This is a genomic window from Pseudomonas baltica (genome assembly GCF_031880315.1).
GTDB lineage: Bacteria > Pseudomonadota > Gammaproteobacteria > Pseudomonadales > Pseudomonadaceae > Aquipseudomonas.
On record NZ_CP134771.1, the window covers coordinates 6,047,756 to 6,064,921 of the forward strand.

Sequence of the window (17,166 nt, forward strand, 5' to 3'; positions counted from 1 at the left end):
ATGGCCAGCAGTGCTCATTCAGCGACCGCCGGGCGTCTGCCGGCACACCCTCGGGAACGTGCCGCGCAGATCCAGACTCTGCCAGTGACGCCGCGCAACGCAACGCCGCAGCCGCTTGATACCGCTGCGGCCAAGCCGGCCAGCAGTCACAGCCGGGCGCGTCGCCCGCTGTGGCAGGCGCGGCCGATCTACTTCGCGTTACCGTGGTTGCTGCCTTTGACACTGCTTGGCCTGTGGGCCCTGGGCGCCGATCGTGGCTGGTTGTCGGCGCAAGTGCTGCCGCCACCGGCCTACGTCTGGCAGACGCTCACCGACCTCGCCACCAGCGGCGATCTGTGGCTCAACACCAGTGCCAGCCTGCAACGGGTGCTGATCGGTTTTGCCGTGGGCGCCGGACTGGGTACCTTGATCGGTGTGAGCATGGGGCTGTCGCGGACCGTCGAGGCTTACCTGCTGCCTACGTTCAATGCCTTGGTGCAGATCCCCATCCTGGGTTGGTTGCCCTTTGCTTTGCTGATCTTCGGTATCGGCGAGCCGCTCAAATACGCACTCATCGCCCATGCGGCGCTGGTGCCGGTCACGCTGTGTACCTTGCAGGCATTCCGGCAGGCGCCCGCGGGGCTGTTGGAAGTCGGCCGGGTCTATGGCTTCAGCCGTCGGCAGAGCATTACCCATGTGGTACTGCCGGCCGCGCTGCCGACCCTGTTCACTGGCCTGCGCCTGGGCTTTACCAAGGCTTGGCTGTCGCTGGTGGTGGTCGAGCTGGTGGCGTCCAGCGAAGGCCTGGGTTACCTGATCGTCTACGGCCGCCAACTGTTCCAGCTGGATCTGGTGATGGCGTCGGTAGTGGTCGTCGGCGCCATCGGCTGGCTGATCGATCGCAGTTTCGACTTGCTGCAACGGCGTTTGCACACCGGCGCCGCACCGGTCGCGGGGCGTCTGGCATGAGCGCGGTGAGAACGCGCGATTATCGCGGCCTGGTCGTGCCGGTGGTGGCCGTACTGGTCTGGTGGCTGGCGGTGCAACAGGGCTGGAGTCAGTCGGGCCTGCTGGTGTCGCCTGCCAAGGTGCTCGAAACGGCCTGGGATCAGCTTGGTTCGCTGCCGTTCTGGCGTGGCCTGGGGGCGAGTCTGGCGCGGGATGTCAGTGGTTTTGCCATCGGCACCAGCCTGGGCTTGATCCTCGGTTGCGTGCTGGGTCTGTCGCCGTTGTTCGAGCGCCTGGTGGGGCCGAGCTTCAATACCTTCAAGCAAGTGTCGCTGTTCGCCTGGATCCCGCTGATCTCGGTGTGGTTCGGCCTGGGCGATGTGTCCAAGGTGGTATTCCTGTCGCTGGCGGCGCTGGTGCCGGTGGTGGTCAACACGTGCGACGGCCTGCGCAACGTGCCGCCGGGCTTGCTCGAAGTGGCGCGGGTGTATGGCTTCAGCCGCTGGCAGACCATCATCGGTGTGCTGCTGCCCGCCGCCTTGCCGTCGATCTTCACCGGCATCTACCTGGCATTGGTGTACGCCTGGCTCGCCACCATCGGCGCCGAATACCTGCTGGTGTCGGGGGAGGGCGTGGGCAATCTGCTGATCGATGGCAGCGAGCATTTTCGCATGGACCTGGTGCTGTTCGGCATGGTCGTCATCGGTGTGGTGGGCTGGACCCTCAACGCTCTGGCTCGGGCGCTGGAGCGTCGTTTGCAACGGCGTTACGGCAGTGCCGAATAAAGTCTTTCCATTCTGATCGAGGTTTCGCGCTATGCCCGCCAACGGCCTGTCCCTGCAGCACATCAGCAAGCAGTTCAACGCGCAACGCGGCAATGCCGCCGCTCTGCAGGTACTGGAGGACATCGACCTGGACATCGCGCCCGGAGAGTTCATCAGCATCGTCGGCGCCAGCGGTTGCGGCAAGTCGACGCTGTTGCGCCTGATTCTCGGCCTGGATGGCGACTATCAGGGGCGCATCCTGCTCGATGGCGCAGCCATCAGCGGTACAGGGCTGGAGCGCGGTATCGTGTTCCAGGATCATCGCTTGTTCCCGTGGCTGACCGTCGAGCAGAACGTCGCGGTGGGCCTCAAGAATGCACCGCTGTCGGCCCAGCAGAAGCATGACAGCGTACGCGAGCACATTGCCTTGGTGGGGCTGGAGAGTTTCGCCCAGGCCTATCCCCGGCAACTGTCGGGGGGCATGGCCCAGCGCGTGGCGATTGCCCGCGGGCTGGTCAACCGGCCTCGGGTGTTGCTGCTCGACGAGCCCTTCGGCGCCCTTGACGCCCTGACCCGCAATCGTCTGCAGAACGAACTGCAGCGCATCTGGGCCCAGGAGCGCATCACCATGGTGCTGGTCACCCACGATGTCGACGAAGCGGTGTTCCTCGGCGATCGCGTGGTGGTCATGCAGCCCCATCCTGGGCGCATCCGCCGGGTGCTGGACGTCGACCTGCCGCGTCCGCGGCGGCGCAGCGACAGCGCGTTCATCGCGTTGCGCGATGATCTGCTGAGCGATTTTGCCGAGGAGCATGGGGTGGAGTGAGGCCACGCCAGTCCGAGTGGCTCCGCCGATGTGATGTGTATGGTGTCTGCAGGGGTAATCTGTGCCTGTCGGCCTTTGACGGCTTCAGGTTATCCTGCGCCTTTGCACCTCCTCATCGCCTACCTCCATCGGAGCTCGACCATGGATCGCGTTGTCACCCTTGCGGATATCGAACTCGCTGCCCAGCGCCTCGACGGCCACGCCATACGCACGCCACTGCTGGAATCGGCCGTGCTCAACGAGCGTTGCGGGGCCCGGGTACTGATCAAACCGGAGGTGCTGCAGCTCACCGGTTCGTTCAAGTTTCGCGGTGCCTTCAACAAGCTCTCCAGCCTGACCCCCGAGCAACGCCAGCGTGGTGTGTTGGCGTTCTCGTCCGGCAACCACGCTCAGGGCGTGGCCTATGCGGCGCGCCTGCTGGGTCTCCAGGCCACCATTCTGATGCCCGCCGATGCCCCGCAGATCAAGATTCAACGCACCCGCGAGTACGGTGCCCGGGTGGTGCTGTTCGATCGCTACACCGAAGACCGCGAAGCCATCGCCGCGCGACTGGCGAGCGAGTCGGGAGCCGTCACGGTCAAGCCATTCGACGATCCGCTGATCATGGCCGGGCAAGGTACTGCGGGGCTGGAGATCGTCCAGCAGGCCGGTGAGCAGCGCATCGATGTGCTGCTCTCGCCTTGCGGTGGCGGCGGCTTGATCGCCGGCCTCGGTACGGCGCTCAAGGCCCATCACCCCGATATCGAAGTCTACGCGGTCGAACCCCGCGACTTCGACGACACCGCCCGTTCGCTGGCCCAGGGCGTGCGCGTCGGCAACCCCAGCGAGGTACGGTCGATCTGCGATTCGCTGTTGAGCCCGATGCCAGGCGAATTGACCTTCGCGGTCAATAGTCGTCAACTGACCGGCGCCTTGGGCGTCAGCGATGACGAAGCACGCCAGGCCATGGCGTTCGCCTTCGAGCACCTCAAGCTGGTGGTCGAGCCGGGCGGCGCGGTGGCGCTGGCGGCGCTGCTGTCCGGCAAGCTGGCATTGGAGGGGCGCACGGCAGCGGTGGTGCTGTCGGGGGGCAACGTCGACCCGCACAGTTTTGCGCAGATACTGCAAGCGCAGTGACACGTCCCTTGCTGATTCGGCGTACAGGTACTCGATGAGCGATTCTTTCAAGTGGCACGCGGCACCCTCGGGCGATAGCTGCCTGGTGCTGGAATTCGCCAGCGTGCTAAGTCTTCATGCCAACCGCCAGGCCGCTTCGGCGGCAACAGCGCTCAACCATGCCCGCGACCTCGGCCGCCTGCTCGGGCTGACCGATATCGTGCCCGGCATGGTCACGGTGGGGGTGCACTATCGGCCGGAGCACATCCCTGTGCCGGCCGGCGTTGCAACGCCCTATGCCGCGCTGCTCAGGCAGATAGAACAGTTGCTGGCCGAGCAGGGCAGCGCTCCTGCGGTGGCGCCCAGGCGGATCGAAATTCCCATGTGCTATGGCGGCGCGTACGGGCCTGATCTGCACGCTACCGCACAGGCGTGCGGGATGTCGGCCGAGCAGTTGATCGCGCTGCACGGCCGTGATTGGCTTGATGTACTGATGGTCGGTTTTACGCCGGGGCATCCCTATATCGGCATCCTCGATCCGGTGCTCAACCCGCCGCGGCGCAGCGTACCGCGCACCCTTGTGCCCCGCGGCAGCGTCGGCCTCGCCAACCGCCAGACCAACGTCTACCCGGTCGATTCGCCGGGCGGCTGGCACCTGATCGGCCGCACCCCGCTGGCGATGTTCAATGCCGACCATCAGCCGCCGTGCCGGCTGCAAAGCGGTGATCAGGTGCGCTTCGTCGCCATCGACAGCGCGACCTTCGAGGCCCTGCAGGCCGAGGCACAGCCATGAGTATTCTGGTGGTCCGTGCGGGGTTGTGCAGCACCGTCCAGGATGTCGGCAGGCTGGGCTATCAACACCTCGGCGTGCCGGTCAACGGGCCGATGGATGCCTTGGCCCATGGCCTGGCCAACCTGCTGGTTGGCAACACGCTCGAATGCAGCAGCCTGGAAGTGACGCTCCAGGGGCCGACCTTGCGCTTCGACAGCGCTTGCCTGCTGGCGATCACCGGTGCCGACCTGGGCGCTCGCCTCGATGGCGTGCCGTTGCCACCGGGGCAAGCGGTGAGGATAGAGGCAGGTACGGTGCTGGACTTCGGCAAGCGTGTGCATGGCGCCCGCGCTTATCTGGCCGTGCAGGGCGGCTACCGGGTGCCAGCGGTGCTGGGCAGTCGCAGTACCTTTCGCCGTGGTGGGTTGGGCGGCGTACAAGGCCGCGAGTTGGTAGCGGGTGACAGGCTGGCGTTGGCGTCGAGTTTTCGCAACGCGCCACGGGTGCAGATTCCGGCGGCGCTGCAGGTCGATCCGCTGAGTGCCGGCGAGCGGCCGATACGCCTCCTGCCGGGGCGTGAATGGTCGGCGTTCAGCACCGAGGCGCAGCGGGCGCTGGTCGATAGCGTCTATCGCATTGGCAACGACTCGGAACGCATGGGCTATCGCCTGGCTGGGGCGCCGCTGACGTTGCTGGCGCCACTGGAACTGCTCTCCGAGGCGGTGCCCTTCGGGACAGTGCAGGTACCTCCCAGTGGTCAGCCGATCGTGTTGATGGCCGACCGGCAAACCACCGGCGGCTACCCGAAGATCGCTCATGTCGCCAGTGTCGACTTGCCGTTGCTGGCGCAGCGCTTGCCGGGGGACAGCGTGCGTTTTGCCTTGATCGACCTTGATCAGGCTCAGGCGTTGGCGGTGCGACAGGCGCGGTTGCTGGAAGCGATGCAGGGGTGAGCGCCAGCGGGCTGTGCCCGCGAAAGCGTCCAAAGGGCTTGGGCAGCCCCCCGGATTTATCTCAGACCTTGGATCCACTCCAGCCCGACGAGCCAGGTCCGGTTTCGGGCTTTTCCTTGCTGTCGCTGCTCTCGGGCTTGTCGCCATAATCCACATGCAGGTCGTCATCAAGGCGGTTACTCGACGAGCCTCCCTTCTGCGGCGTTTCGTCGAAGTGCTGCCATTCGGCGCCCTGGAAGCGGAACAAGCTATCGTCGTCCGGTGCTTCGCGGCCGCCGTAGTTGTAGATCGAATAATGCGCGTACTCGACCTTGTCGCCCCAGTTGTCTTGCAGCAGGCCGTCCGCTGCCAGGTCGCGGTACCAGTCGTTTTCGTGCTCGCTGGCCTTCTGTTTTTTATTGTGGTCGACGAAGTACCCGATGATGCCGCCCACCACCGCCAGCACCACCCCGACCAGAAAGAACGGCCCGGTCAGTGCCGCGGCGGCCGCACCGCCAGCGCCGATCAGGCCCGCTGCGCCGAGCACCCCAGCCGAAGCGCCAAAAGCCCCTGAGGCGATCTGCAGCCCGCCGGAAGCCTTGGCCAGTGGATCGCCGCTGTCGATGCCGCTCTTGATGGTGAAGGCACCGAGGACGATATCGGCGAAGCCACCCACCAGGTCGGTTGCCGGGCCCAGCACCTTGACCACGGATCCGGCGATACGCCCAGCGGTGCCTGCGGCGAGTTTGCTGCCACCGGCGGCGCTGACTGCATCGTCCAACGTCTGGCTGATCCCTGAGAACGCCGATTTTTCCGCTGCCGAGCCGCCTGCGCCATCACCGAGCACCGAAGACACATCGCCGTATTTGTAACTGGCCACCGAATCCAGCGCCGAGGTGATCTTGGCCTTCATGTCGGCCGGTAGCTTGTCCGTCTCGAATTCGAACTTGGGCTCCTGGATGCCGCCCTTGCCCCAGATTTCCGGCACCGTCTTGTCGAGCCCGAGGAACTCCACCAGCCCGCCCTTGCCCAGCGCCGTAGCGATATGGTCGCCGAGGCGCACGAACTGCCCCGAGGCGCCAGCAAAGCTGATGAAGTCCTTGGCCACCGAGAGCCGCTGCAAGGGTGTCTCGCCGAGCTTGCCGCCTTGGCCCACCAATTGGTAAATCCCGGAAAAGAGGTTGACGCTGGCGCCCACCGAACCGAGTACGCCTTTGCTGTTGAGGGTGCTGAACACCTGGCCCAAGGTGCCGCGGTCGGCGATCGGGATGTACGGCTTGGACAATGCGGTATCGAGGTCGGCCTGGCTGATCGAACCCTTGCTCTTGTACACCTCGCCGAGCTCTTCCAGCGCCTTGGTCACCGCCGAAGACTTCTGCTTGTCGTTCAGACCTTCTTCGAGAAACTTCTCGATGGTCTCCTGGGTGCGCCGCGGCAGGTCCACCAGCTCGCCCTTGAGCACGCCTTTGAGCAGGCCGAACAGGTCCTTGGTAGCCAGTTCCTTGTTCTCGTCGGAGATCTTGCTCGGGTCGGCCATGAGGTCGTCGAGGTCGCTGGTCAAGCCATCGGCCTGGATCGACTGCGCGGCCTTGGCGGCGGCCTGCGGGTCGAGCAACGACAGCTGCGACAAGGTATTGCTCAGATCCTGCTGGGCTTCGTGACCCTTGCCCTGGGCCTGCAGGTCCTTGAGGTAGAGGATGTAATCGGGGTTGGACGTCAGGTCCAGCAGCTTCTGCTTGATCTCGTCCTTGTTGCCGACATGGCTCAGGGCGTCGTCCATTTTGCTCTTGTAGTCGGCCTGCACGGTAGGGTCGGCGAACAGCGTCGACAGCTGTTCCTGCAGCTTGTTGCCGTCGATGATGTCGTGCATGTCGGCCGAGGTCAGTTCGGTTTGATGATCGTCGAACTCGCGCCAGGTACCGCCGAACGCGCCGGGAGTTTCCTCGTAGCCGGTCAGGCCACGGCCATTCTGGTAGGCGGCCTGGGCTTCGATGGCGCGGACCAGCTTGGCGCGCGGATCATCCTTGGCGATGGAGCCGTCCTCGACGCCGGCGCGATACTGGTCGATCAATTCCTTGGTGGCCAGTTCGCCGACGGTCAGCTCCGGCGAGCTGTCATCGTCTTCATCGGATTTGACCCCGGTGCCTTTGTCGATGATGTTCAGGTCGGTGTCGCTGGGCAGGTTGTACTTGGCGCGGGTATCGTCCACGGAGCCAGCGGTGGAGGCTTCCCATTTGGCGACCACCTGGTCGTACAGTTGCGGGTTGACGTCCTTGGAGACGATGAACTTGCCATCGGCGTTCTCATAGCGAATCAGGCCGTTGCCGAGCTCGTCGGGTGAGCCGAAGGTCATGTCCTGATTTTTCAGGAAGTCATTGGCACCTGCTAGCTTGTAGCCTTCTGCTTCGCTGTCATGGATAGAACCCCAGGCCTCCTTGACGCTCTTGACCTGCTCGAAGAGGTCCGGGGTCAGCTCGCGGGACACCACGATGCGCTGGCCGTCCTGGGTCTGGTAGCTGAGCTGGTTGTCCTCCTGGCCTTCGATCCAGCCGAAATTGACGATGTCGTTGAGCTTGGGCAGCGGCGTATTGCGATCGGCCAGGGTCTCGCCGCCGTTGACGGCCTGCTCCAGTGCTGCGCGCTTGCCGGGGTCGGTGACCACCTGCTGGACCGACACCAGATAGTCGAACAGCTGCGGATTGTCATCGCGGGCCACCACGACCTTCTGGCCGTCGTGCTCATAACGGATGGTGCCGGGCCCCGCCTCGTCGGGCGGCCCGACCGTGGTGTTCATCACCGGCGGCCACACCTCGTTGTCGCCCGCGCGGCGGTAGCCATCGGCCTCGCTGGCGCTCAAGCCGGTGAGGCTGGCATAGGCGTCCTTGACGGCCTGAAACAGCGTCGGGTTGTCGCGCTCGCTGACCACCACCTTTTCGCCGCTTTGAGTGACATAGCGAATCACCCCCGGACCGGTCTCGTCCGGCGGCCCGACGAGGGCGAAGTCGCCGAGCTTGGCGGGCGGCTGATCGTCGGCGTTGGCGATTCGGTAGCCTTCCTTCTGGCTGGCCGACACCCCCGAAAGCGCCTTGTAGTCATCGCTGACCTGGGTGAACAGATCGGGGCTGGTCTGTTGATCGACGATGACCTTCTTGCCGTCGCTGGTCTCGAAGCGGATCAGCCCCGGGCCGACTTCGTCAGGCGCGCCGATACGCGCGTATCCGCCCAAGGTGTCGGGTGCTGCTGCATCGCTGGCAGCCAGGCTGTAGCCGGCTTCCAGGCTGGCGACCACGCCCTGGATTTTCGGCTGCGCGTCCACCACCTGTTGATACAGGGCCGGGCTGGTGGATTTGTAGACGATCACCGCCTCACCGTCGCGCGTGGTAAATCGCACCGTGTCCGCTGCCACCGTGCCGGGTTTTTCGATGCTGGCGAAGTCGCCCAGCGCCGGGGCTTTTTCGTCGGCGGTGGCGGGGCGGTATTGCACAGCCTCGCGCTCGCGGGTCTTGAGCACCTGGGCGAAGCGTGCTCGCGCGCCGGGGGCACCGGCAGGCGGCACGGACGAATCGGGGTTGGCGACGGGGTTCAAGGACATACGTGCAATTCCTGTTGGACGTTAGTGATGTGAATGGCAACGACATGCACACAAACTCGATCCGATCATGGGCAGTGCACTGGAATAGTCGCGTGAGCAACCCGGATGAACGAAGAGTATTGCGCTGTTCAATATATGTTGGGCGTTGGAACAGTATCAGCCTGCGCCGTGAAGAACAGCCGACGCGGATTATTTTCACAACGTTTCACAGGCGCCCGGCAGGCTCTGGCAATGGCGTGGCGCCGTGCTTCACGGCGTCGCGCAGCAAAAGCGGGGAGGGATCCGGCCATTATGAAAGTTCCCGAAGTGCGAAAAAATAATACTAGAGTTAAAGCCTTAAAAATGGCGGCTATTTGATGTCATGGTAAGCGATAATTATTGAATATCAGCTTTCACAAGTTTTCACAGCGCAATGCAAGTTGCTCTGAGTAATATCCGTCCGGCACTGAGGCAGAACGCTCAATTGAACATGGATAAGCAAGAAAGTGACGCAGCGCACTTTCATTCAACAGTGCTCTAGCGTCTTCAAATGAGCGTCCTGGACCCTAGTGACAGATCCATACACTCACTCGTTGGAACAAGGAGATACACCATGGCCGATACTCCACCAGTAAGCTCGGGCAACGCCGATTCCGCTATCGACAAGATGGAAGCGACCTTCAACATGGCGATCGAGAAGTCCGCCAAGATCACCGAGATCTCCACTGCCAAGAAGGCGGAGCTCGACGCGACCAAACAACGTCCGCAGAACTGACGTCGTTCATGCGGGCAGTGTTCGCACTGCTCGCGTGCCTCACAGGGTGGTCGACTGATCATGACAGCATTGATTTCACCGACTTCGTTACCTCGCCAGGCAGCCGCTGCGGCGAGTGCAATCCAGCTTGAAATAACCGCGGGCCTGCACCAGGGCGTTTGCCTGGCTTTGGATCTGCCGGCGTACCTGATCGGCAGCGGCGCCGGTGCCGACCTGCTGCTCAGCGATGCCGGGGTGGCTGCTGCGCATCTGTTGCTGCGTCTGGAGCGCGGCACCTTGGCAATCGAGGCCCGGGGCGGCGATGTGCACGTTATAGACGCGGCGGGCCGTTCGTTGCGGGTACCCATGGGCAACGGACACCGCGCGCACTTGCCGGTCGACTTGCAGCTTGGCACCGCGCAGCTGCGCCTGCGGGAAGCCGCGGCAGCCAAGGCGCACACCGCGCCATTGCTCTCGCGCCGCCATGGTCAGTGGCTGTGCGCTGCGCTGTTCATGGGCCTGTGCGCGGCGGCGTTCGGCTCGTTCAGCCTGCAGCGCGATCACAGCCAAATGGCAATGCGGGCCAAGGCTGGAGGTGCAGAGGCCCCGGTGGCGGTGGCAGCGACCAACACGGCCACGGTCGAACAGGCGCAGCTTTGGTTGGCCGAACAATTGCAAACCGCGCAGCTGACCCGTATTGAAATCGGTCCGCGCGACGGCGGCCTCAGCGCTCAAGGCAGCGTCACCCCAGCACAGCGCAGCGCCTGGACCAGCGTACAACAGGCCTTCGATCGGCGTTTTGGTCAGGCCATCGTGCTGCATCCGCAGGTGTCCGTCAGCAGCGTGCCGGCGACCCCGCGAGTTCGCTTCCAGGCTGTGTTTTTCGGGCCCCATCCCTATGTGATCAGCGATACCGGCAAGCGTTTGTACCCAGGCTCCGCAGTGGCCGATGACTGGGTGCTGGAGCGCATCGAGGCCGATCAGGTGATCCTCGCGCGCGGCACCGAACGCTTTACCTTCACCCTGTGACGAGCCATCCATGAAAGTCGATCCGCGCCCCGATGTGCCTGCCGTACAGGGCGCCAGCAGCGAACGAACGCCTGCGGTCGAGGCCCTGCGGCCTTTGCAACCGCGGGCCGAGCAACGTTTCGAGGCCTTGCTCAATCGCCGCGAAGTGCGCACCCGGCGCTCCCTGCAAGGCGAACTGGAGCGCAGCGCCGGTAGCGATGAAATCAGCGCCCAGCTGTTCAGCCCGGCGCGCTCGGTACAGGTTCTGCACTACCTGCTCGATGAAGTGCTGCCGACGCTGGATGCCGAACCGCAGATCAAGGCCCTGGCCGAGCAGTTGCTCGGCGAGGAAATCGACACCCGCCAATGGCTCGATCAACAGCGCATGAATGAGGTCCCCGCATGAGCACCTCCCCACCGCGACAAAGCGATCGCCGCGACAGCATCGAGTTGCTCAAGGGCATGGGCCAGCGCTACCGCCGCAGCGGTCAGGCGCAGCGGGCGCTGGTGATGCTGTTGATCGCCGCCCACTTGGCCCCGGACGACGGGCCACTGCTGCACAGCCTGGCACTGGCCTTTACCGACAGCGGTGACAGCGCACGGGCACTCGCCGCACTGGATCGTCTGCAGCGGTTGGAGGGCGAGTCGGCGCCGCTGTTGCTGTTGCGCAGCCGCGCGTTGTGGCGAGCCGCCCAGCGTGATGAAGCACGGCAATGCTTCAAGCATTACCTGGCCTTGCGCAAGGTGGCGGCATGATGCTCGTCGCCCGCCTCAATGCCTTGGCGCGCATCGCCGCGCAACGCAGCGACGTGATCATTGTCGCTTTCATGCTCATGGCCATCGCCATGATGATCATCCCGCTGCCCACCTATCTGGTGGACAGCCTGATCGGCGTCAACATCGCTCTGAGCGTGCTGATTCTGGTCGTTGCGTTTTATATCCATCACTCGGTGGAGTTCTCGGCATTGCCGCCGCTGATTCTGCTCAGCACCTTGTTCCGCCTGTCGCTGTCGATCACCACTACGCGCCTGATCCTGCTGGACGGCAATGCCGGGCACATCGTCAAGGCGTTCGGCGACTTCGTCATCGCCGGCCAGGTGGTGGTCGGCCTGGTGGTGTTTCTGATCATCACCGTGGCGCAGTTCGTGGTCATCACCAAAGGCGCCGAGCGGGTCGCCGAGGTGGCCGCACGCTTCACCCTGGACGCCATGCCCGGCAAGCAGATGAGCATCGACAACGACCTGCGCAACGGCGATATCGACCAGGCCGAGGCCCGTCGCCGGCGTTCGCGCCTTGAGCGCGAAAGCCAGATGTTCGGCGCCATGGACGGTGCCATGAAGTTCGTCAAGGGCGATGCCATCGCCGGTTTGGTGATCCTCGCGGTCAACCTGCTGGGCGGCATGTTGATCGGCATGCTCGAACGCGACATGCCCTTCGCTCAGGCCGTGCACACCTATTCGTTGCTGACCGTCGGCGACGGCCTGATCGCGCAGATTCCGGCGCTGCTGATTTCGGTCGCCGCCGGTACGGTGGTCACCCGGGTCAACAGCGAGGGCACCGAGCACGACCTGGGCACCGAGATCGTCCGCCAGCTGGGCACCAGCCACCGGGCATTGTCGCTGACCGCCTTGATTCTGCTGGGCGTGGCCTTTCTGCCGGGCTTCCCTGCAGCGGTGTTCCTCAGCCTGGCGGCCATACTCGGCGGCTCGGCCTTCGTGCTTTGGCGCCGCGAGCGCCGCACCCGCGAGCTGGCCCTCGATCCTGTGGGAGCACCGCTTACTGGCGAAGACGCCAGCACAGAAGGCCTCACCACGCAGGCCGAACACTCGACCGACGGCCTCAATCCAGCCGATGCGTTCCCACGCCCGCTGCACAGCCGTGTGCTCCTGACACTTGGTACGACCCTGGCCGCCGAAGCGCCGCCGCAACCCCTGCGCCAACGCATCGAAGCGTTGTGCCACGACTTGCGCGGTGAGCTGGGCATCGAGGTGCCTGTCCCTGACCTGTGCATCGATCGCCAACAGGGCGTTGATACCTACAGCGTCGAACTCGAAGGCGTGCCGGTCCGTGAAGGCGAGTTGCCGGCCGGGCACCTGCTGCTGCAGGACGATCCCGTGCATGCGCAATTGCTCGACCTCGACTGCCTGCCAGCACCTGCCCCCCTAGGCAAAGAGCAAGGGCAATGGCTGCCACGCGAACAACAGGCGCGCCTTGACGAGGCTGGCATCGGCTATCTGACCACCGAGGAAGTCCTGGTGGCCCTGCTTGAACGCACCTTGCGTCGTTACGCGGCCGACTTCCTCGGCATCCAGGAAACCCGCGTGTTGCTCGAACGGGTCGAAGCCGAGTACCCGGAGCTGGTCAAGGAGGCGTTGCGTACCGTGCCCTTGCAGCGTGTTGCCGAGGCCTGGCGGCAGTTGGTGGCCGAAGGCGTTTCGCTACGCAATCAACGCGCATTGCTGGAGGCGATGGTCGAGTGGGGCAGCCGCGAAGCCGATCCTGGGCGCTTGGCCGAATACTTGCGCGCGGCCTTGGCGCGGCAGATCAGCCATCAACATGCCGATCGCCAGCGGGTGATCAGCGCCTTCGTGCTGGCGCCTGCCCTGGAAGAACAACTGCGCAATGCCGTGCGCCGCCAGGACAAAGGCCGCGAAGCGATATTGCCCGATGACCTGGGCCGCGCCTTGCTGACCCAACTGCGCGGCCTCTGCGGCCTGCGCCAGGATGACGACCGCAGCGTGCTGCTCAGCCATCCCGAATTGCGCCGTGCACTGCGGCGCCTGACCGTGCGCGGCGAGCTGGAACTGGCGGTGCTGTCGTTCCGCGAACTGGCCGGCGAATACAACCTGCAAGCGGTCGGCACCTTGCATCCCGTCGATACCTCTTCGCGCCGGGCCGGCAATGGCGGCGCAGTCACTAGCCTGGCGAGTGCCTCATGATTCGATTGCGTATTCCGATGTTCTGTCTGTGGCTATTGGCGTTAACGGCCAGCGCTGAAGCCTTGGGCGACAACATTGCCAAAGGCGCCCGCGGCACCCTCGACCTGGCCACCGGCGAGGGGCGCATCCTGCATTTCGCTGCGCCGGTGGAATCGGTGCTGGTGGCGGACCCGAACATCGCTGATCTGCAGGTGGTGTCGCCCGGGGTGATCTATATTTTTGGCAAAAATGCCGGGCAGACCAGCCTGATTGCTCTGGGCGACAACGGTGAGCAGACCGCCGCTCTGACCCTGGCGGTGGGCGCTGGCGCCCAGGCCGTGAGCCGGCCGCTGCAGAACCTGCACCCCGGCAGCCAGACTCAGGTGAGTGCCGCTGGTAACCGCCTGGTCGCGCGTGGCAAGGTCAAGGACGTCGGCGAGGCCACGGACTTGAACGCCTTGCTGAGCACCGAAGGGCAGGGCCTGCAGAGCGCGATCAACAGCGCCGAATACGCTGGCTCCGCCCAGGTCAATATCCGCGTGCGCTTCGCCGAAGTCTCGCGCAACGAGCTGCTGCGTTACGGCGTCAACTGGAACGCGATGTTCAACAACGGCACGTTTTCATTCGGCCTGTTGACGGGCGGCGCGCTGGCCGCCGATGCCGCCAGCGGCGCCTCCAATGTGATCAGCGCCGGCCTGGCCTCGGGCAACGTCAATATCGATGCGATGCTCGAAGCCTTGCAGAGCAACGGCGTGCTGGAGGTGCTGGCCGAGCCCAATATCACGGCGATGACCGGGCAGACGGCGAGCTTTCTGGCCGGTGGCGAAGTCCCGGTGCCGGTGCCGGTCAATCGCGACCTGGTGGGGGTCGAGTACAAGCCCTATGGTGTGTCGCTGCTGTTCAGCCCGACCCTGCTGCCCAACGGTCGCATCGCCTTGCAGGTGCGCCCCGAGGTGAGCAGCGTGGTTACCACCAATGCCGCCACGGTCAATGGTTACCTGGTGCCTTCGTTTCGCGTGCGCCGTGCCGACACCCGAGTCGAGGTGGGCAGCGGCCAGACCTTCGCCATCGCCGGGCTGTTCCAGCGCGACAGCTCCCAGGACATCGACAAGGTGCCGATGCTCGGCGACATGCCGATCCTCGGCAATCTGTTTCGCTCCAAACGCTTCCAGCGTAACGAAACCGAACTGGTGATCCTGATTACCCCGTATCTGGTCGAGCCGGTGCGCGGTCGCACCTTGGCCACGCCACTGGATGCGCAGCCGACCACCACCGCCGCCGCCGGTCCGCGCAGCGGTGGAGCGTTCGGGTTCTATCTAAATTGAGGGGCCATCCGATGCACACACTCCCCTGTGGGAGCGGGCTCTGCCCGCGAACGGCGCAACGTGCAGCCGGCCGTCGCGCAGCCGCCATCCTGATGCTGCTGTTGACCCTGAGCGGCTGCCAGACCCATCTGCCGCCGGCTTCCTATTCTCCGGATTACACTGCGTTCACCGGTGCCGACGGCCGTACCCAGATGCTGCCACGCGAATGCCTCAAGCCACCGGCCGAAGACAGCATTGGTCTGGGGGACGACTACAAGCCGTTACTGGCCCCCGGCTGCGCCAACAACCTGCTGCTGATGCAGATGGTCGAGCAGCGCGACGACCTGACTCAGGGCCGCGCCACCGGCCCGACCATGGCCGCACCGGTGGGTCGCGCTGCACAGATATACATCGACGGCTATGACCGCGAAGAACTGCGCCGCCGCCAGGCCGAGCAGCAGGCCGCTACCGGCACTCAGGGGGACGGCAAGTGAATCGCTCAGTGAGCGCTGTCGACCAGCCCCAGTTCACGGGCTTGCTGGATCGGGTCCTTGATGGCCTTGATGCGTCGCGCCTCGACCAGCAGGGTCTGGCGTTCGCTCGCCGAGATGTCTTCCAGCGTGAGTGCTGCGGCGTCCTTGTCATGGCCGGCGAGCACGGTCACCAGCAACTGGTTGCGCTGGTGCCGGGGCAGGGCGCGGGGCGACAGGCCGACGCTGCGGATGGTGCTCAGGGCCTGTTCGTGCTGGCCGCCGAGGGCGTAGGCGAGGGCCAGGTTGCACTGGGTATCGAGGTCGTTGGGTGCCAGCTTCAGGCTGCTGCGAAACGCCGACTGCGCCGCAGCCGCCTGGCCACGCAGAATCTGCGCCACGCCCAGGCGGTTGAAGGTCAGGGCCTGGGGCGCGTCGACGGCGGCCTGGGTCAGCACGGTGACGGCGCGATCGAGCTTGCCGCTGCGCAATTGCGCGGTACCCAGCCCCAGCAGCGCGTCGCTGTTGTCGGTCTGCAGTTCCAGTGCTTGTTGGTAGGCGCGTTCGGCGCCGCGATCGTCATGGGCGGCGAGCAGCGCGTGGCCGAGCTTGAGCCAGGTATCGACATTCGCTTCGGGCTGCTCGGTGGCACGCTGGTAAAGCGAGGCGGCCGAGGCCGGATCACCGCGTTGTTCAAGGTCGCCAGCCAGGCCGATCAGGCGCTGGTAGCTGTTGGCGGGCGCGGCCGGTGGCGCGGGCGTGTGACTGCAGGCGCTGAGCAGCAGGGCGCCGGACAACAGCGAGCCGAGCAGCAACAGGGGAGGCGCGTAGCGGTGGGTCATGAACAGCACTCTTGGACGCAACGAAGCGGCCATTTTATCGGCTTGGCAGGCAATAGCGACCCCTATGTTCAGGAATGTCAGGGGGCGGCTCGATGAAGCTGCCCCTGATCCGCACCTGCCTGATCCTGCTGCTCGGTCTTAGCCACATGGCGCATGCCGAACTCCCTGTGGGAGCGGGTTCTGCCCGCGAGGCGTCGGTTAGCCAACCGCTATGGTTCGACGAACCCTACGCCTACGTGCTGGTGGAGCAGGACGTGCGCGCCGCCCTGCAGGAACTCGGTCACAACCTCGGCTTCGCCCTGGTGTTCTCCGACAAGGTCCGCGGCAAGGCGCGCAGCACTGTCCACGCCAAAACCGCTGGCGACTTCCTTACCCAGCTGTGCGACAGCAACGGGTTGACCTGGTACTTCGACGGCAGCGTGCTGTACCTCAACAGCGATGACGAGATCGCCACGCGGCTGTTCCAGGCCAGCCCGGCGCGGCTGCAAGCCTTGCGCGGTTACCTGAGCGAACTCGACGTCAGCGGCCCGCGTCTCGAGCAGCGCGATGGGCCCGAGCACGACGAGCTGCTGGTCAGCGGCCCGCCGCCGTACCTGGCGCTGGTCCAGCAACACGTTGATCACAGCGTGCCGCCCCCGGCGCCCCCAGCTACCCGTGAGCGCGGCGTGCGAGTGTTCCGTGGCAGCACGGTGAGCCAGCAATGAATCCCTTCAGTCCCCTCTGCCGAGCGGCAGAGACCACGTAAAAAGGAGCACTACCCATGGCCGTGAATCCCGTCGATACCAACACCGATGTCAGCACCAGCAGCGAAACCCAGTTCAACGCCGCAGTCGACAACGCCCAGAGCAGCGACATGACCGATGAAGAGTTCACCAACGAGCTGATCTCCCAGGCGGTGATCGTCGGCGGCCAGTTCATCATCATGCCGCGGGCCCAGGAAATGCTGAACGACGCCCAGTCGGACGACGACGAAGAATAATCCG

Annotated in this window: 18 protein-coding genes; 16 read left to right on the plus strand and 2 right to left on the minus strand. The window is 64.8% G+C overall.

Features of this window, described 5'->3' with window-relative positions:
* The 6 genes from REH34_RS27575 to REH34_RS27600 all read left to right on the plus strand — a co-directional run bounded on the left by REH34_RS27575 (nt 1) and on the right by REH34_RS27600 (nt 5,337).
* Nucleotides 1-948: an ABC transporter permease gene (locus REH34_RS27575; RefSeq protein WP_311969937.1), complete on the plus strand. Its 948-nt coding sequence runs from the start codon at nt 1-3 to the stop codon at nt 946-948.
* Nucleotides 945-1,712 (plus strand): ABC transporter permease, encoded by a 768-nt coding sequence (locus REH34_RS27580; RefSeq protein ID WP_311969938.1) that lies wholly within the window; start codon nt 945-947, stop codon nt 1,710-1,712. Before REH34_RS27575 ends, REH34_RS27580 begins: the two co-directional genes overlap by 4 nt.
* Nucleotides 1,713-1,743: 31 nt before the next feature.
* Nucleotides 1,744-2,517 carry an ABC transporter ATP-binding protein gene (locus REH34_RS27585; RefSeq protein ID WP_311969939.1) on the plus strand — a complete coding sequence of 258 codons (774 nt, stop codon included), beginning with the start codon at nt 1,744-1,746 and terminating at the stop codon, nt 2,515-2,517.
* Nucleotides 2,518-2,658: 141 nt separating this feature from the next.
* The gene (locus tag REH34_RS27590; protein ID WP_311969940.1) at nt 2,659-3,633 is read left to right on the plus strand and encodes a threonine/serine dehydratase; all 975 of its coding nucleotides are present in this window, start codon (nt 2,659-2,661) and stop codon (nt 3,631-3,633) included.
* Nucleotides 3,634-3,667: 34 nt separating this feature from the next.
* Nucleotides 3,668-4,405: a 5-oxoprolinase subunit PxpB gene (gene pxpB / locus REH34_RS27595; RefSeq protein WP_311969941.1), complete on the plus strand. Its 738-nt coding sequence runs from the start codon at nt 3,668-3,670 to the stop codon at nt 4,403-4,405.
* On the plus strand, nt 4,402-5,337 hold the full coding sequence (locus REH34_RS27600; protein ID WP_311969942.1) for a biotin-dependent carboxyltransferase family protein: 936 nt from the start codon (nt 4,402-4,404) through the stop codon (nt 5,335-5,337). The genes pxpB and REH34_RS27600 overlap by 4 nt, the downstream gene beginning before the upstream one ends.
* A 61-nt stretch (nt 5,338-5,398) precedes the next feature.
* Here REH34_RS27600 and REH34_RS27605 read toward each other — a convergent pair whose 3' ends face one another.
* Nucleotides 5,399-8,908, minus strand: coding sequence for a hypothetical protein (locus tag REH34_RS27605; protein ID WP_311969943.1), 3,510 nt, complete (start codon nt 8,906-8,908; stop codon nt 5,399-5,401).
* Nucleotides 8,909-9,013: 105 nt separating this feature from the next.
* Between REH34_RS27605 and REH34_RS27610 the strand changes: the two genes are divergently transcribed.
* The 8 genes from REH34_RS27610 to REH34_RS27645 all read left to right on the plus strand — a co-directional run bounded on the left by REH34_RS27610 (nt 9,014) and on the right by REH34_RS27645 (nt 15,365).
* On the plus strand, nt 9,014-9,265 hold the full coding sequence (locus tag REH34_RS27610) for a hypothetical protein (RefSeq protein ID WP_311969944.1): 252 nt from the start codon (nt 9,014-9,016) through the stop codon (nt 9,263-9,265).
* Nucleotides 9,266-9,500: 235 nt separating this feature from the next.
* Nucleotides 9,501-9,662, plus strand: coding sequence for a hypothetical protein (locus tag REH34_RS27615; protein WP_226502266.1), 162 nt, complete (start codon nt 9,501-9,503; stop codon nt 9,660-9,662).
* A gap of 60 nt (nt 9,663-9,722) precedes the next feature.
* Nucleotides 9,723-10,670: an FHA domain-containing protein gene (locus tag REH34_RS27620; RefSeq protein WP_311969945.1), complete on the plus strand. Its 948-nt coding sequence runs from the start codon at nt 9,723-9,725 to the stop codon at nt 10,668-10,670.
* A gap of 10 nt (nt 10,671-10,680) precedes the next feature.
* Entirely contained in the window at nt 10,681-11,055 is a 375-nt protein-coding gene (locus REH34_RS27625) for a hypothetical protein (protein ID WP_226502268.1), read from the plus strand.
* Complete coding sequence (locus REH34_RS27630; protein WP_311969946.1) at nt 11,052-11,405, plus strand: type III secretion protein; 354 nt, start codon at nt 11,052-11,054, stop codon at nt 11,403-11,405. Before REH34_RS27625 ends, REH34_RS27630 begins: the two co-directional genes overlap by 4 nt.
* Nucleotides 11,402-13,588 (plus strand): type III secretion system export apparatus subunit SctV, encoded by a 2,187-nt coding sequence (gene sctV / locus REH34_RS27635; protein WP_311969947.1) that lies wholly within the window; start codon nt 11,402-11,404, stop codon nt 13,586-13,588. Before REH34_RS27630 ends, sctV begins: the two co-directional genes overlap by 4 nt.
* A gap of 17 nt (nt 13,589-13,605) precedes the next feature.
* The gene (locus REH34_RS27640) at nt 13,606-14,892 is read left to right on the plus strand and encodes a type II and III secretion system protein family protein (protein WP_311972175.1); all 1,287 of its coding nucleotides are present in this window, start codon (nt 13,606-13,608) and stop codon (nt 14,890-14,892) included.
* 92 nt (nt 14,893-14,984) lie between these two features.
* The gene (locus tag REH34_RS27645) at nt 14,985-15,365 is read left to right on the plus strand and encodes a hypothetical protein (RefSeq protein ID WP_311972176.1); all 381 of its coding nucleotides are present in this window, start codon (nt 14,985-14,987) and stop codon (nt 15,363-15,365) included.
* 5 nt (nt 15,366-15,370) lie between these two features.
* On the opposite strand, the gene REH34_RS27650 is transcribed toward REH34_RS27645, so the two are convergent.
* A complete protein-coding gene (locus REH34_RS27650) occupies nt 15,371-16,183 on the minus strand; it encodes a tetratricopeptide repeat protein (protein WP_311969948.1) in 813 nt (270 codons plus the stop codon).
* A gap of 104 nt (nt 16,184-16,287) precedes the next feature.
* Between REH34_RS27650 and REH34_RS27655 the strand changes: the two genes are divergently transcribed.
* Nucleotides 16,288-16,887, plus strand: a complete 600-nt coding sequence (locus tag REH34_RS27655) for a type III secretion protein (protein WP_409373355.1) — start codon at nt 16,288-16,290, stop codon at nt 16,885-16,887.
* Between the two features lie 56 nt (nt 16,888-16,943).
* Nucleotides 16,944-17,162 carry a hypothetical protein gene (locus REH34_RS27660; RefSeq protein WP_226502272.1) on the plus strand — a complete coding sequence of 73 codons (219 nt, stop codon included), beginning with the start codon at nt 16,944-16,946 and terminating at the stop codon, nt 17,160-17,162.
* The last annotated feature ends 4 nt before the right edge of the window (nt 17,163-17,166 follow it).

Coding starts and splice junctions, on each gene's coding strand:
- REH34_RS27575 (WP_311969937.1), top strand. CDS start 1: ATGGCCAGCAGTGCTCATTCAGCGACCGCCGGGCGTCTGCCGGCACAC.
- REH34_RS27580 (WP_311969938.1), top strand. CDS start 945: ATGAGCGCGGTGAGAACGCGCGATTATCGCGGCCTGGTCGTGCCGGTG.
- REH34_RS27585 (WP_311969939.1), top strand. CDS start 1,744: ATGCCCGCCAACGGCCTGTCCCTGCAGCACATCAGCAAGCAGTTCAAC.
- REH34_RS27590 (WP_311969940.1), top strand. CDS start 2,659: ATGGATCGCGTTGTCACCCTTGCGGATATCGAACTCGCTGCCCAGCGC.
- pxpB (WP_311969941.1), top strand. CDS start 3,668: ATGAGCGATTCTTTCAAGTGGCACGCGGCACCCTCGGGCGATAGCTGC.
- REH34_RS27600 (WP_311969942.1), top strand. CDS start 4,402: ATGAGTATTCTGGTGGTCCGTGCGGGGTTGTGCAGCACCGTCCAGGAT.
- REH34_RS27605 (WP_311969943.1), bottom strand. CDS start 8,908: ATGTCCTTGAACCCCGTCGCCAACCCCGATTCGTCCGTGCCGCCTGCC.
- REH34_RS27610 (WP_311969944.1), top strand. CDS start 9,014: ATGAACGAAGAGTATTGCGCTGTTCAATATATGTTGGGCGTTGGAACA.
- REH34_RS27615 (WP_226502266.1), top strand. CDS start 9,501: ATGGCCGATACTCCACCAGTAAGCTCGGGCAACGCCGATTCCGCTATC.
- REH34_RS27620 (WP_311969945.1), top strand. CDS start 9,723: ATGACAGCATTGATTTCACCGACTTCGTTACCTCGCCAGGCAGCCGCT.
- REH34_RS27625 (WP_226502268.1), top strand. CDS start 10,681: ATGAAAGTCGATCCGCGCCCCGATGTGCCTGCCGTACAGGGCGCCAGC.
- REH34_RS27630 (WP_311969946.1), top strand. CDS start 11,052: ATGAGCACCTCCCCACCGCGACAAAGCGATCGCCGCGACAGCATCGAG.
- sctV (WP_311969947.1), top strand. CDS start 11,402: ATGATGCTCGTCGCCCGCCTCAATGCCTTGGCGCGCATCGCCGCGCAA.
- REH34_RS27640 (WP_311972175.1), top strand. CDS start 13,606: ATGTTCTGTCTGTGGCTATTGGCGTTAACGGCCAGCGCTGAAGCCTTG.
- REH34_RS27645 (WP_311972176.1), top strand. CDS start 14,985: ATGCTGCTGTTGACCCTGAGCGGCTGCCAGACCCATCTGCCGCCGGCT.
- REH34_RS27650 (WP_311969948.1), bottom strand. CDS start 16,183: ATGACCCACCGCTACGCGCCTCCCCTGTTGCTGCTCGGCTCGCTGTTG.
- REH34_RS27660 (WP_226502272.1), top strand. CDS start 16,944: ATGGCCGTGAATCCCGTCGATACCAACACCGATGTCAGCACCAGCAGC.